Genomic DNA, 16,585 nt, shown 5'->3' with positions numbered 1-16,585 from the left:
TTCCCTTATGATAACTATGAGGAATATATGGATAATGATGTTGGGGATATGCTTGTTTGGTTGTGGGGCTGGTAAACAGCCCCCTTCCTCACAGCTCTCTTTAACATGGAAACTGGAAAAAGATAGTGTGGAAGCCAGATATTTTAAGAATACATTCTGTTTGACGAATAACGGGAATAAAGCTCTGGCTGATAATTGGGTGATCTATTTTAATCAGACGCCAATTTATTATCAGCAACCTGTTAATGCACCGTTGGAAATTGAATGTATCGGTTCGACTTACTATAAAATGTATCCTACTGAACACTATCAGGCGTTGGCACCGGGTGAAACACTCTCTTTTACTATAATGAGTGAAGGAAATGTGATTAATGTGTCTTCGGTTCCTGAAGGGGCTTATATTGTAGCTACCGATGAAAAAGGGAAAATGTTGCAGCCGCAAAATATTCCGATTGAGATCGGGCTTTTTAGACCCGATGCTCAATGGATTAGTTCGAAGAACAGTTTTCCCTATGCAGATGGAAATTATTTGTATAAGCAGAATGATGATTTCAGCAAGCCTGTAGATTGTGATATGCTTTCTCTCTTTCCTACTCCTAAAAAAGTAGAGAAGACGGGTGGTGTTTCTACTTTCTCTCCAAAGGTCGGTCTGAAGTTTGACGGTGTATTTAAAGAAGAAGCTCTTTTGTTGAAAAAGCAATTGACTTCACTGTTTGGATGTATCGTTTCTGACAAAGGTGAAGAAACAATCATTGAATTGAAGAAAACAGAGCTTCCTGCCACCTGCCAGTATCCCGATGAGTATTACGAAATTGTGATAAAGAATAATCTGCTGACTTTGAAAGCTAATGATGCGCATGGCATATTTAATGCTGGCCAGACATTGGTTGCTTTATTGGATAACATGAAACTAGCTTCCTCTCCGCTTCCTAATCTTCATATTACCGATTATCCGGACATGGGACATCGGGGAATCATGCTGGATGTAGCCCGCAATTTTACAAAGAAGACGGATTTACTGAAACTGATAGATATATTGTCATTCTATAAAATGAATGTACTGCACCTGCATTTGAGTGATGATGAGGCTTGGCGTGTGGAAATACCCGGATTGGAGGAATTGACAGCAACAGCTTCTCTCAGAGGACATACCACAGATGAACAGACATGTCTTTATCCTGCATATGCCTGGGGATGGAATGAGGCAGATACCACCTCATTGGCTAATGGGTATTATTCCCGCAGTGACTTTATGGATATTTTGAAATATGCAAAAGAAAGGCATATCAGGATTATTCCTGAAATAGATATTCCCGGCCATTCACGGGCAGCAATAAAAGCCATGAATGCCCGTCACCGGAAATATATGGGTAAGGATCAGTCGAAAGCGGAAGAATATCTTTTGATTGACTTTGCAGATACTTCCCAATATCTATCGGCACAAAATTTCACAGATAATGTCATTAATGTCGCAATGCCTTCTACATACCGTTTTCTTGAAAAAGTGATTGATGAAATCGGGCGGATGTATCAGGATGCGGGAGTAGAATTGCCTGCTTTCCATGTAGGTGGTGATGAAGTGCCGGAAGGTATTTGGGAAGGTTCCGCTATCTGCTGTACTTTTATGAAAGAACATGGACTGACTAAGATACGGGATTTGAAAGATTATTTTCTGGAGCAAATTCTGGAAATGTTGGATAAACGTAATATACAGGCGGTTGGATGGCAGGATATTGTTATGAATCCGGATAACACCGTGAACGAACACTTCAGAAATAGTAAGGTCTTGAATTATTGCTGGAATACAATTCCGGAACAAGGTGGGGATGAAGTTCCGTATAAGTTAGCAAATGCGGGCTATCCTATTATACTCTGTAATGTGGGTAATTTCTATTTGGATATGGCCTATTGTTATCATGTGGAAGAGCCGGGATTGCGTTGGGGCGGTTACGTAGATGAGTATGTAACGTTTGATATGTTGCCTTTTGATATTTATAAGTCTTTACGGCGGAATTTGAAGGGTGAATCTGTGGATGTAAAAACTGCCTCAAACGGTAAACAACCCTTGACAAAAGAGGGCTGTCAGAATATTAAAGGTTTGTCCGGACAAATCTGGTCGGAGACAATCCGTAGTTTTGAACAGATAGAATATTATCTTTTCCCGAAAGTCTTCGGGCTGGCAGAGCGCGCTTGGAATGCTCAACCATCGTGGGCATTATCTTCGGACAACAAGATATATATGGATGCCAAACGGAAATATAATGCCGGTATTGTAAATTATGAATTGCCTCGTCTGGCAAAGCGGGGAATTAATTTCCGGATATCTCCTCCCGGTATTATTGTAAGGGATGGATTATTACTGGCTAATACAACCAATCCAAATGTGGTAATCCGGTATACCACTGACGGTAATGAGCCTAATGAAAATTCTGTAGTATGGAAAGAACCGATAAAATGCGATGCTCCATTGATAAAGGCTAAAGCTTTTTGTTTAGGGAAAGAAAGCGTAACAATTGTATTGATAAATAAATGATATCTGAATAGAAGGCTATTTTAATAATATTAGGATAGCTTTCTATTTATTTTGTGTGTTTTGGAAACTTTAGGAATATTGAAAACGATATAAATTTCAGGTTCTTCTTTACACTGTTCAATAAACTCCACCTGTATACATGAGGATTAATTTAATTATCAGTTGAAATATAAATACATTTATCATATTGTGTTTTTATTAATTTTTTCATATTTTTGCAGGGAGTTTTTGGAATATTTGTGAAAGGCATGGATAGTTTTATAAAAATGAGAAGGTATTTGTTGTTTATAATCCTTCTCATTAATGGTACTGTAAGCAAGGGGCAGATTTATAAGTACATAGGGCTGGAAGATGGTTTGAACAATCAGAAAATATACCATATCCAGAAAGACCGAAGAGGGTATATGTGGTTCTTGACTCAGGAAGGGGTAGACCGTTATGACGGCAAACATATCAAGCATTACACCTTTTCCGACAACAGCATGAAGTTGGACTCGCGGATTGCCTTGAGCTGGCTTTATATGGACAGAAAGGATAGGTTATGGGTGATTGGTCAAAAAGGGCGTATTTTCAGGTATGATTCACAACATGATAAATTCGAGCTGGCCTACATACATCCGAAGCTGATTAGAAATAAGTCTCAGGCATTTCTTAATTACGGTTATCTGGATAAAAATGACCATGTCTGGTTGTGTTATAAAGACACCATTACTTGGTATAATATCCGTACTGGCACAACGCAGGATATGGTAATGCCGGTCCACGGGGAAATAACTGCCATCGAACAGACGGAGGGCAACCATTTCTTTATCGGTACGGGAAGCGGTCTGTTTCATGTTGGAGTAGAAGAGGGGAAACTGAAGTTGGTTTCCGATGAAGTCGTGGAAAGTATAGTTACACCGGTACATGAACTCTATTATCACGCTATTTCAAAACAATTGTTTATAGGAGGCTATAAAGACGGAATACTTGTGTATGATATGGGGGAATCGGGAAAAATCACTTCCTGTCATTCACCAAACAATGTAGAGATTAACCGGATTGTTTCATTGAATGCTCATGAATTGCTAGTGGCTACAGGTGGAAAAGGTGTATATAAATTAGATGTGAATACCTGCCTGAGTGAACCATATATAACGGCTGATTATAGTAGCTATAATGGGATGAATGGAAACAATATCAATGACATTTATGTGGATGAAGAAGAGCGTATCTGGCTTGCTAATTATCCCACTGGTATTACAATCCGTAATAACCGTTATCAGAGTTACGACCTGATAAAACATTCTCTCGGAAACAACCGGTCACTGGTGAACGATCAGGTTCATGATGTGATGGAGGATAGTGACGGCGATCTTTGGTTTGCTACCAGTAATGGTATCAGTCTCTATCAGACCGGTACAAAAGAGTGGCACTCCTTTTTTAGTTCTTTTGATCCGGTACCGGATGATGAGAATCACATCTTCTTAGCACTGTGTGAAGTCTCTCCCGGTGTGATATGGGCTGGTGGTTTTACCTCCAATATTTATAAGATAGAAAAAAAAGGGTTTAAAATAAGTTGTTTTTCTCCTGCTTCTATTGCAGGAATACGCCCCGACCAATATATTTTTGATATTAAAAAGGATTCGAACGGTGATATTTGGTCTGGTGGATATTATAATTTAAAACGTATCAATCTTGAGACTAAAAGTGTGCGTTTGTATCCGGGGGTAAGTTCCATCACCACCATTCTGGAGAAAGATGCCCGGCAGATGTGGATTGGTACGAGAATGGGGCTTTATCAGCTTGATAAGAAATCTGGAGTTTACCAATATATTGACTTGCCTATTGAGTCTCTTTACATATGTGCATTATACCAGAGGGAAAACGGCATCCTGTATATTGGTACCCGTGGAGCCGGACTTCTAGTTTATGATAGCAATGAAGGGAAATTTATTCATCAGTATCGGGCTGACAACTGTGCGCTGATTTCCGACAATATTTATACGATTCTTCCACGTCAGGACGGCAGCCTCCTGATGGGAACGGAGAACGGTATTACAATCTATTCACCCAATGAACACTCCTTCCGCAACTGGACGCGGGAGCAGGGGTTGATGAGTGTCAATTTTAATGCAGGCTCTGCCACCGCTTACAGTAGTAGTACGCTTGTTTTTGGCGGTAATGACGGTGCTATCAGGTTCCCGACAGACATACAGATACCGGAGCCGCATTATTCACGTCTGTTGCTGCGTGATTTTATGATAGCCTATCATCCTGTTTATCCGGGTGATGACGGATCTCCCTTAAAGCAGGATATTGACGAAACCGAGCAGCTTGAATTAGCCTACGGACAGAATACTTTCTCTCTTGATGTAGCTTCTATTAATTATGATTATCCGTCCAATATTCTTTATTCATGGAAAATTGACGGTTATCATAAAGAATGGAGCCGTCCGAGCCACGATAACCGGATTCTTGTCAGAAATTTGCCTCCCGGCAGTTATACTTTACAAATTCGTGCCATATCCAATGAGGAGAAATATAAGACTTATGAGACGAGGAGCATTCAGATCATTATTACACCTCCGGTATGGGCCAGTATGTGGGCCATGGTGGGGTATGCAATTCTATTGGTGTTGGTTATGATTATCATATTCCGTATTATCATGTTGCACAAACAAAAGAAGATATCGGATGAGAAAACACGGTTCTTTATTAATACGGCCCATGACATACGTACACCGCTTACATTGATAAAAGCACCGTTGGAGGAAGTTGTAGAAAATCATATGGTGACTGATAAGGCATTACCTCATATAAATATGGCTCTTAGGAATGTGAATACATTGCTTCAACTGACGACCAACCTGATAAACTTTGAGCGGATAGATATTTACTCTTCTACCCTTTATGTATCAGAGTATGAGCTGAACTCTTATATGAATGATGTTTGCGCTACTTTCCGCAAATATGCCGAAATGAAACATATCAAATTTGTTTATGAAAGTAACTTTGACTATTTAAATGTGTGGTTTGATAGTGACAAGATGGGATCTATTCTAAAAAATATTTTGTCCAATGCATTGAAATACACGCCGGAAAATGGCAGTGTGTGTATTTGTGCTTACGAGGAAGGAACCACTTGGAGTATCGAAGTGAAAGATACAGGAATTGGTATTCCTTCATGTGAGCAGAAGAAATTATTCAGGAACTATTTTAGAGGTAGCAATGTTGTCAATCTGAAAGTAACGGGTAGTGGAATCGGGCTTATGTTAGTATATAAACTGGTCCGGTTGCATAAGGGAAAGATTCAGATTCAAAGTGCCGAACAACAGGGTACTTGTGTCCGGATAACTTTTCTGAAAGGAAATAAACATTTCCATAAGGCTAAATTCATTTCCCCTAAAGAGGTGGATGAATGTCCGGAAGTTACCATGTCGGGTGAGGCTCCGGATTTGCCGGTCATGAAATCTCCACAGATGAACAATTCTTCGCAACGTGTTTTGGTAGTGGAAGATAATGATGATTTGCGCAATTATCTTGTTGATATGCTTGCCGTAAGTTATTACGTTCAGTCTTGTTCCAATGGAAAGGATGCACTTGTCATTATACGGGAATTTAATCCGGATCTCGTCATATCTGATATAATGATGCCCGAAATGAGTGGGGATGAGCTATGTTCAACTATAAAGAGTGATATTGAGATGTCCCATATTCCAGTCATTTTGCTGACCGCACTAGGGGATGAAAAAGATATACTCGGAGGACTGGAAATCGGAGCAGATGCTTATATCACCAAACCTTTTAGTGTGGGAATACTTAAGGTTACTATTAAAAACATACTTGCGAATCGTGCATTGCTCCGTCAAGTTTATAATAGTATTGAAGATGAAGAGAAGGATTTACCAGCTAATTGCGCTAATACCTTGGATTGGAAATTTATAGCTTCAGTTAAGGAATGTATAGAGAAGAACATGGGAGATCCGGGCTTTAATGTGGAGATGCTTAGCAGTCATCATCATATGAGTCGTACAAGTTTCTTTAATAAATTAAAAGCGTTGACCGGTTATGCTCCGGCTGATTATATCCGGATGATACGTTTGCAACATGCTGCACAGTTGTTAAAACAGGGTGAACATACAGTAACGGAGGTTTCTGATATTGTTGGATTCTCGGATGTGAAATACTTCCGGGAGGTATTTAAGAAGTATTACGATGTAAGTCCAAGCAAGTATGCAGAGTCGGGAAAGGAGGGAGCTTCTTCGACAACCAATTTTCGAAACGAGACAGATTAACCAAAAAGCCCTGTAAGAATGTTTTCTTCTCACAGGGCTTGTCTTTATGGGAAAGGAATTATTTATAGTAATTTGTTGGAGCCAAGTATAATCAGCATGGTATATCCCAGTATTAGTCCGATGATTCCCATAATTATGCCGACTTTTTCCATATCTTTTTGCTGAATCATACCCGTGGCATGTGCCAGTGCGTTGGGAGGGGTACTGATGGGTAATATCATTGCTAATGATGATCCGATTGCTACCCCGATCAATAAAGTTTCTACCCCACCTAATGAAGACAGGTTTTCGCGCATGCTGCTTCCTGCAATAGCAAGAATAGGGACGAGCAATGCCGCAGTAGCCGTATGTGAGATGAAGTTTGCCATGGCATAACAAATCAGTCCGGAGCCGACAATCATTAGTACAGGAGGCCATGTGTTGAAGGGGATAGCTTCAATCATATGTTTGGCCAGTCCTGTTTCCTGTAAGGCAACACCCAGTGCGAATCCACCGGCTACCATCCAGAGCACACTCCAACTGATTTCTTCCAGGTCACGTTTAGTGATAACCCCTGTTATACAGAATACGGCTACCGGAATCATGGCTACTACATTGGAATTCACTCCTGTCACTTTGTCAAACATCCATAGGACGACAGTGATAGCAAAAGTGATATAAACCACAATGGAACGCCAGTCTTTTTTTGCTTCACCTTCAATTTGTAATTCGATATTTTTTTGTTTAAAAGGGAATAGTCTTAAGAGAATAAACCACGCAATAAATAATACAATAATGGTATAAGGCAACATAAAACTCATCCACTCTCCGAAACCGATGTTTAAGTTTAGCCCTTCCGGGTCATTCAGGTATTTTAAAGCAATGGCGTTGGGTGGAGTGCCGATAGGAGTTCCCATACCGCCTACATTGGCAGCTACAGGAATAGCCATGGCCAGACCTATTTTTCCTTTACCGTCTGCTGGCAGTGCTTTTAACACAGGAGTAAGGAAAGTGAGCATCATGGCAGCTGTAGCCGTATTGCTAAGGAACATTGAAAAGGCTGCTGTAACGAGAATGAATCCTAATAGTACATAGCGTGACTGTGTTCCGAAAGGTCGCAGCATGACGCGTGCCAACAATACGTCCAGTCCGCTTTTGGTTGCTGCGATGGCAAGTATGAACCCACCTATAAATAGCATAATGATAGGATCGGCAAAGCAGTGCATAATGGATTTATACTTGACTGTCTGCCCTAACTTATCAGCTGAAATATTTTGTGTGAGGAACCATAAGCTACTGTCGGAAACGGTGAGTAATAGTAATACAACAATCAATACGGAAGTTGTCCATGCAGGGACAGCTTCGAATACCCACATCAGTGTGGCAAAAATAAAGATGGAAATAAGTCTTTGTTCTATGACGGTTAATCCTTCTATTCCAAATGTGTCAATAGGGAGGAGCCATAAAATAAGGGAGAGGGTAATAGCTACGGTTAACTTAATGCATCGGGTTACTGTCTGATTTTTTGCCAACCGTTTGGCTTTTTTCAAATCCTGATAAGCCTCTACTAGATGGAAGCCGTGAAAAATTTTGTACATAATACTAGGTTAAGATAAAATTTAAAAAAACGGTGCAAAAATAACTTTTTATTCCATATTTAGTTATTAGGAGATGATTTTTTTTCTTTATTTTTTCTAGCTAAAGTGTCTTTGGAGATATTAATATAGATATTAGGTTAATTAGGACAAATTCTCTAAATTTGTGCCATTAACTTGACTAATACATCCATGGAGCATACTGAAACTTTAATAGTGGAGCAGTTGAAGACAGGCAATGAAGATGCTTATCAATACATCTATGACCGTCACTATGCTCTGCTGTGTCATGTCGCGAATGGCTATGTAAAAGATCAATTCCTCGCGGAAACCATCGTCGGAGATACTATTTTTCATTTATGGGAGATTCGTGAAACGCTGGAGATTTCCGTTTCCATCCGTAGCTATTTGTTGAGAGCCGTCCGTAATCGTTGTATCAACGATCTTAATTCAGAATGGGAAAAGCGAGAGATTGCGTTTTCATCTCTAATGCCCGATGAGATAACAGACGATAAAATGACGATATCCGATTCGCATCCGTTGGGGACATTGCTGGAGCGTGAACTGGAAGAGGAAATATATAAAGCCATTGATAAATTGCCGAACGAATGTCGTCGCGTGTTCGATAAAAGCCGTTTTGAAGGAAAATCATACGAAGAAATTTCTCAAGAGTTAGGCATCTCTGTCAATACGGTTAAGTATCATATAAAGAATGCATTAGCATCTTTACAAACGAATCTAAGTAAATATCTGATTACTCTACTTTTTTTTTCGGGTAAAAACGAAAAAAAGTCATTTTTAGACTACCCTCAATTAAAAATCTACTGTCTCCTTTATAGAACGCAGAAAAATGGAAGAAGAAAAGAAACATATTGATGAATTGATTGCAACCTATCTGACCGAAGGTTTGGACAAAAATGCTTTAGCCGAACTAAAAGCATGGATAGCTGCATCACCTGAAAATGAGGATTATTTTATTCAGCAACGGGAAGTCTGGTTCTCTGCCGTGAGCCGTGAAGCCGCGTCGAAATACAATAAAGACAAGGCATTCGATACCTTTAAGAATCGTATCGGGAGCCGGAAGCAAGTGGAGAAAGCTCCTCGCCAGGAATTCCGTTTGTCGGCGTTGTGGCGTTATGCCGCGATTATCGCAGTCATACTTGCAGTAGGATGCTTCTCATATTGGCAGGGAGGAGTGAATGTAAAAGACACTTTTGCAGATATATCCGTAGAGGCTCCTTTAGGATCAAGAACGAAACTCTATTTGCCTGATGGTACATTGGTTTGGTTGAATGCCGGTTCACGAATGACCTACTCACAAGGCTTCGGAGTAGATAACCGTAAAGTAGAATTAGAAGGCGAGGGATATTTTGAAGTCCAACGGAATGAGAAACTCCCTTTCTTTGTAAAGACCAAAGATTTGCAATTGCAGGTATTGGGAACAAAATTTAATTTCCGCGATTATCCGGAAGATCATGAAGTGGTAGTATCCTTGTTGGAAGGGAAAGTAGAATTAAGTAATTTACTGAAAAAAGAGAAAGAAGCTTTCCTTGCACCCGACGAGAGAGCGATATTAAACAAAGCGAACGGATTGATGACCGTAGAAACTGTCACAGCTTCCAATGCCTCCCAATGGACGGATGGCTATCTGTTTTTTGATGAAGAACTTTTGCCGGACATCGTGAAAGAACTGGAACGTAGCTACAATGTGAATATCCATATAGCTAATGATTCATTAAATAAATTCCGGTTCTACGGAAACTTCGTCCGTCGGGAACAAAGTATTCAGGAAGTGTTGGATGCATTGGCATCTACAGAGAAAATACAATATAAAATTGAAGAGCGCAATATAACTATCTATTAACCGGTTACCAGAGATTATAATACTATGATTGTTTAACCTTATAATTGAAGAATATGAGTAAAGGAAATAATACTGAATAGTCTTTAGTGAATGATAAGGAGAGAAAAATAAAAACCGGAAGATCTCGAACATCTTCCGGCTCCTGAATCTCTTCTTTAACAACTTTCAAACGTGAGCATGTTTTCAAAAGAGATTATGCAAAGTTAGCAAAATACATCTCTTTTAAAACGAGTTATTCAAGTTTTAATTAAATAATTTGTTTATTTTATGAATTACAGGAAGAAGGCCATATTAATGGTCGTGGCTCTCTTTTGCCTTAACATAGCAATGCTAGCCCAGGCCGTTTCATTGAAAATGAATAATGTTTCAGTGAAAGAAGCAATGACGCAATTGAAGAATAAAAGCGGATATTCTTTCGTATATAAAGTGGGAGACCTGGATACCAGGAAGATTGTAAGTGTAAAGGCAAAACAATTGAATGAAGCTATCGATCAGATATTGTACGGGCAAGAAGTTGTTTATGAGGTAAAGGGCAAGAATATTATTGTCCAAAAAGGGCAAGCGCGGCAGAAAGTTTTGAAAGATAGTAAGAAACGAAAAATCATGGGTGTGGTGAACGATCTGAATGGTGAACCTATTATTGGTGCTACTGTAAAGGAAAAGGGAGATGTTAATGGAACTGCGACCGATTTGGATGCAAAATTTGTTTTGGAAGTATCATCAGGAGCAGTATTGGAAATCTCTTATATCGGTTATCAGACACAAGAAGTAAGAGTTGGTGACCGGACAACTTTAGCTATTACCTTGATTGAAGATCAGAAGGTGCTAGATGAAGTGGTAGTAGTGGGATATGGTACAACCTCCCGTAAAAACTTGACCACAGCTATTGCGACGGTAAAAACTGAAAAAATATCGAAAGCTGCTAATAGTAGTGTAGCCAGTATGTTATTAGGACGTGCGGCAGGATTACAGGCTACGGTAAATAGTACTCAACCCGGAGGTGAAATAAATATTTCTATTCGTGGTGGTGGAAATCCGATTTATGTTGTTGATGGAGTAGTAATGCCAAATTCTTCTTTAGAAGTCGGGAGTGGGGAAACTGGATTGCCGGATGGTGTTAAACGTGCCGCTTTGGCAGGCTTGAATCCTAGTGACATAGAATCTATTGAAGTACTGAAAGACGCTTCAGCGGCTATCTATGGTATCGGTGCAGCTGATGGTGTTATCCTGATTACAACCAAAAAAGGAGTAGAAGGGAAGCCTCATATTACTTATGAAGGGAGTTATTCTATTCAGAAGCGTTATTCTTATGGGATGAATCGTCTGAATTCACAAGAATACATGAATATGGTCAATTTGTACGGAAAAGAAAATTATTTGTTTATTAATGAGCAATATCCTTATGGAAATGTGGGATATGATGGTAAATGGACTCCGGTATTTACGTCTGAACAGATAGCGAATGCAACTACAACAGATTGGTTGAGTTATGTATTGAAGACAGGGCAAGTTAATAATCAGAATTTGACTATTAGTGGCGGTTCAAAAACACTGCGTTATTATTTAGGATTAAACTATTATGATGAAGACGGGGTTGTTCGTAATGCCGGAATGCAGCGTTATTCTTTGCGGACCAATATTTCTGCGCAGCTGTTTAGCTTCTTGAAGTTGACAACCATTGCTAATTTGAATCATAATAAATATAGTAATTCTACGGTAGGAGGAGATACCGGTAATCAAGGGAATTCGGCAGCAGGGTCACTTTATACAGCAATGAATTATCCGCCTTATCTCGCTATGTACGATAATATGGGAGAATATACAATATTCGGTAGGGAACCGAATCCGTTGGCTGCATTAGAAATTTGCGACGAATCTAAACAAAGTAGTTATTATGTGAACTTTGCTCTTGATATTGATATTATCAAGAATATGTTGTCGGCTAAATTGTTGTATGGTGTGAACAAAGAGAATGGAAAACGTTCTGCCTATATTCCTAAAGATGTTTATTGGGGACTTGTTCGTAAATCAAGAGGAAGCCTTGGATATAATGAACGACAGTATGAAACGATGGAAGGTACTCTTTCTTTCCGGCATAAATTCTGGAATATGATAGATGTGAATGCTGTTGCAGGTATGGGGCGGTATTTAGACAAGGGAACCGGAATGACCGTCTCTTACCAGAATGCTAATGATATGATTAACGACAGCAACCTGGCTGCAGCGGATGGGCCTTTCTCTCCAACTTCGTATAAGTATGAAAATGAGAAACGTTCTCAATTCCTTCGTGCTTCTTTCGATGTATTGGAACGTTATGTATTGACAGCTACTTTACGGCGGGATGGAACAGATAAGTTCTTTCCGGATAAAAAATATTCGTTGTTCCCTTCTGCTTCAGTGGCATGGAAAATGTCTAATGAATCGTTCATGCAAAATCTTTCTTGGCTGAATCTATTGAAGGTTCGTGCTAGTTATGGTGTGACGGGTAGTGACAATTTAGGAACTTCTTTATATGGTATTATCGGTATATCCCGTGAAGATGTTAAGTTTTCGAATAGCGGCGTTACTTATGTACCTTATGCACTGCAAAGCGCCAATTATTCGGATGTGACCTGGCAAAAGACAACGATGAAGAACATAGGATTAGATTTTTCAATTTTGAAAGATAAAATATGGGGAAGTCTTGATTTTTTTCGGAATGATGTGACTAACTTGTTGGGAACAGCTCCCACTTCTTTATTGAATATGTACGGTTATCGTCCTATAAATGGAGGGCATTATAAACGGACTGGTGTAGAATTGTCCTTAAACACCTTGAATATCCAGACACCACATTTTAAATGGACTTCTTCACTGGCATTGTCTCATTATAATGCATATTGGATTGAGCGGATGCCGAATTTTGATTATAAGAAATATCAGAAACGGGAAAATGAGCCGATGAGTGCTTATTATTATTATAAGACAATTGGTGTCATTAATGAAGATAGGAGCAACATGCCAGATTCTCAACGTTCGTTACCTCGTGAAGCACAGTTACCTGGATATCCTATTATTGATGATCGCAATGGAGATGGCAAAATAGATATCGATGATATTTATATGGATAACACGTTGCCTAAGGTATATTATGGTTTTGGTAATACCTTTACTTATAAGAATTTTGATTTGGATGTTTATATGTACGGACAGTTGGGCGTGAAAAAATTTAATTCTACTCATGCTAGTAATTGTTCTGCAGCCAATTTAGCAAGCGGAACATTGGCAAGTAACCCTACAGATTATGCTTATTCTATTTGGAATTCACAAATCAATTCCAATGGGACTGTACCGGGAATTGCTTCCAGTAAATCTGTAGCACTTCCGGAAAATGCCCCGATCAACACCTTCTGGGAGAAAGCCTCGTTTTTGAGAGTCAGAAACATTACATTGGGATATAACTGGGATACGAGGAAACTTGCTTTTCTAAAGGGGAATATACAGAATATCCGTCTTTTTGTAGATTTTCAGAACCCATTCACTTTGACCAAGTTCGAAGGTGATGATCCGGAAATAACAACAGCTGCCGGTAATCTTGGCCATGGGCAATATCCTCAATTAAGAGTCTATTCTTTTGGTGCGAAAATTTCATTCTAATTGATATAAAATGTAGAAATATGATGAAAAAGACAATATTATTACCAATATTATCTTCCTTATTACTTTTATTGGGAAGTTGTGAGAATAATTTCGATGCACATATCTATGGCGACCTTATACAGGGCAAATATCCGTCTACAGAAGATGAATACGTCTCTTATATGATGACTTGTTATATTCCGTTTACATCGGTATTTACATATCAGATAAATAGTGGAACAGGACAGCACGGCTTCTATGTTGCTACCGGGGGAAATATTCGTATGTTTGACTCTACGTCGGATATAATGGCACCAGCTGTAGTGAAATGTAGCGATGAATGGCTCCGTCTTTCTCAGGCAAACTTTGAAAATTGCTATTATTACTGGAGAGGTTGGGTAGATGATGCCAATAACCTGAATCATTTTCCTAAAACGGCAGAGGTAACTCGTTTTACGGAGATTATCGGTACGCTGGAAAAAGCTCCTGAAGATGTACTGGCTAAAGAAAAGAAGAATAGCCTGTTGGGAGAAGCCCGTCTATGCCGGGGGATGATGCTTTATTACTTGATGCATATTTATGGTCCGGTGCCGGTTGTAATTAACCCCGATGATGTGTTTAATGAAGAAGCACTGGGAAATACTGTGCGCCCTACATTGAATGAGATGTGCGGATGGATTACAGATGATTTGGAGTTTGCAGCCAATAATGCTCCTGAAACTACATTGGAAAAAGGGCGATATACCCGTGATTATGCTCGTTTCTGTCTGATGCGTCATTGTTTGAATGAAGGGGGATATATGGATGGTTATTATAAAAAAGCATTAGATATGTATGAGGCTTTGAAAGGTAAGTATTACTTGTTCAAATCGGGCAGCAATCCATATACGGACCTTTTTAAAAATGCCAATAAATTTAATAACGAAATCATTATGGCAGTAAGTTGTGATCCAAATGCTGACGGGAATCCTAAGAACGGGAATGCCAATGTTCTTTCTTGGTTGGTTGTTCCTAATGAAGCGTCAGCATTGGATCCGACAGGAAATCGTACTCCTTTCTATCCGCAAAATGGCGGTTGGAATGCTTTTTACAATGTGGCTCCTAAATTCTATAATAGTTTTGAAAAAGATGATTTACGCAAAGAGGCGATTCTAACAGAATACTGGACAAAAGATGGAATTAAGGTGACTAAAAGTGATATTGGGGTGAAATGGGATGGATTTATTTGTAATAAATTTCCAGTGGAAACTTCAGGTACTTTCCAAGGAACAGATATTCCTCTAGCACGGTGGGCCGATGTGTTGCTGATGTATGCTGAAACAGAAGTTCGTTTATCGAAAGCAGCGCCGACTGCAGCTGCAATAGCTGCAGTGAATGAGGTGCGTAATCGTGCCGGACTGGGAAATCTATCCTCTGAAGCTCTGTCATCTGCGGATGCATTTCTGACTGCAATACTGAAAGAGCGTGGGCACGAACTATTTTATGAAGGATGTCGTAAGATTGATTTGATTCGTTTTAATCGTTATGCACGTGAGACGGCTGCAACGAAGGGCAATGTCCCTACAAAACAGTATATGCCTCTGCCCAATTATGCTGTAGACCAAGCAGCAGAGAATGGAAAAACTCTCGAACAAAACTATGAAAGACCAGATTGGAAAACAGATAAAGATGCAGCTGGTGGAATCTAAGAAAATGATTTTTATTCAATTAAATAACAAATAACATGAAATATATGAATTATCTAATAGGTATGCTAATGATATTTGCCGGATGGGGATGTTCGGATGATACGATACAAGAAAATAAAGAGCCGATGGTAGCTACTGATGGCGGATACTTATTTGCCCATATGACAGATGAAAATTATGCCCGTTTATTTTATTCTGTTTCGCGTGATGCATTCCATTGGGAAACATTGAATAAAAAGCGGATTGTGTTGCCTGACTATTGCGGTCATCCTGATATTTGTCAGGGTAAGGATGGTGTGTTTTATATGATTGGCGTACAGCCTAATACGGGGATACCTATATTGTGGTCATCCTCAGATTTAGTGACTTGGAAGAGTGATAAGTTGAAAAAGTCTATATTTAATAAAATATCAGCTTTGGGTTATAAGAATGAAGAAACCTATTACGGAGCTCCGAAAATATTTTATGATGAGGCAGGTGGGCAATATATTATTACTTGGCATGCCGGTAAAACTGGGAATGACGGAGATACATCAGAATGGAAGACGAAACGTACATTTTATATTTTGACATCGGATTTCAAAACTTTCACCGACCCGAAACGTCTGTTCGATTTTACAGGTAGTGACGAAGACATGGCAACTATAGATGTGATTATCCGTAAAGTGGGTGATGAGTATTGTGCTATCATAAAAGATGAACGCTGGCCGGAAGATGCTCCGGAAGTAGCTAAGACAATTCGTATGACAAAGTCGAAGACTCTAACAGGACCATACCCCAATCCGGGAGCGGCAATTACCTCATTAAGTGTGTGGCATGAGGCTCCCATACTCGTTCCTACAGTAGATGGCGAAGGATTCTTTCTCTATGCAGAACGTTATCCGAAGCAATATGACATGTTTAAAGCTTCTTCGATAGACGGTCCTTGGACTGAATGTTATTTTCAAGGTCCCGATGCCCGTCACGGATGCATTGTTCGAGTAAATGAGAAGGTTTATCAGGCTATTTTAAAGGCATACAAGAAATAAAAA

General features: G+C 39.5%; 7 protein-coding genes and 1 pseudogene. 7 read left to right on the top strand and 1 reads right to left on the bottom strand.

What is annotated here, in order from left to right; genetic code table 11:
• The first annotated feature begins 7 nt into the window (after nucleotides 1-7).
• Nucleotides 8-2,533, top strand: a complete 2,526-nt coding sequence (locus NXV01_RS01330) for a family 20 glycosylhydrolase (RefSeq protein WP_259021593.1) — start codon at nucleotides 8-10, stop codon at nucleotides 2,531-2,533.
• Between the two features lie 248 nt (nucleotides 2,534-2,781).
• Complete coding sequence (locus tag NXV01_RS01325; RefSeq protein ID WP_259021592.1) at nucleotides 2,782-6,810, top strand: hybrid sensor histidine kinase/response regulator transcription factor; 4,029 nt, start codon at nucleotides 2,782-2,784, stop codon at nucleotides 6,808-6,810.
• A 62-nt stretch (nucleotides 6,811-6,872) separates the two neighbouring features.
• On the opposite strand, the gene NXV01_RS01320 is transcribed toward NXV01_RS01325, so the two are convergent.
• A complete protein-coding gene (locus NXV01_RS01320) occupies nucleotides 6,873-8,387 on the bottom strand; it encodes an SLC13 family permease (RefSeq protein ID WP_195650393.1) in 1,515 nt (504 codons plus the stop codon).
• A gap of 189 nt (nucleotides 8,388-8,576) precedes the next feature.
• Here NXV01_RS01320 and NXV01_RS01315 point away from each other — a divergent pair.
• From NXV01_RS01315 to NXV01_RS01295, 5 genes and pseudogenes are all read left to right on the top strand, one after another.
• Nucleotides 8,577-9,155 (top strand): annotated as a pseudogene (locus NXV01_RS01315) (RNA polymerase sigma-70 factor); the annotation flags it as partial.
• A 79-nt stretch (nucleotides 9,156-9,234) separates the two neighbouring features.
• Complete coding sequence (locus NXV01_RS01310) at nucleotides 9,235-10,248, top strand: FecR family protein (protein ID WP_259021590.1); 1,014 nt, start codon at nucleotides 9,235-9,237, stop codon at nucleotides 10,246-10,248.
• 267 nt (nucleotides 10,249-10,515) lie between these two features.
• On the top strand, nucleotides 10,516-13,884 hold the full coding sequence (locus tag NXV01_RS01305) for a SusC/RagA family TonB-linked outer membrane protein (protein ID WP_259021589.1): 3,369 nt from the start codon (nucleotides 10,516-10,518) through the stop codon (nucleotides 13,882-13,884).
• A gap of 23 nt (nucleotides 13,885-13,907) precedes the next feature.
• Entirely contained in the window at nucleotides 13,908-15,554 is a 1,647-nt protein-coding gene (locus tag NXV01_RS01300; RefSeq protein ID WP_259023418.1) for a RagB/SusD family nutrient uptake outer membrane protein, read from the top strand.
• Nucleotides 15,555-15,589: 35 nt separating this feature from the next.
• Nucleotides 15,590-16,582 (top strand): glycosyl hydrolase family 32, encoded by a 993-nt coding sequence (locus NXV01_RS01295; RefSeq protein ID WP_217722929.1) that lies wholly within the window; start codon nucleotides 15,590-15,592, stop codon nucleotides 16,580-16,582.
• Nucleotides 16,583-16,585: the final 3 nt, after the last annotated feature.

It is taken from the genome of Bacteroides sp. BFG-606 (assembly GCF_024788145.1).
Taxonomy (GTDB): domain Bacteria; phylum Bacteroidota; class Bacteroidia; order Bacteroidales; family Bacteroidaceae; genus Bacteroides; species Bacteroides vicugnae.
The sequence above is the reverse complement of the archived record's forward strand: the minus strand, read 5'-3'. Positions and strand labels throughout refer to the sequence as shown.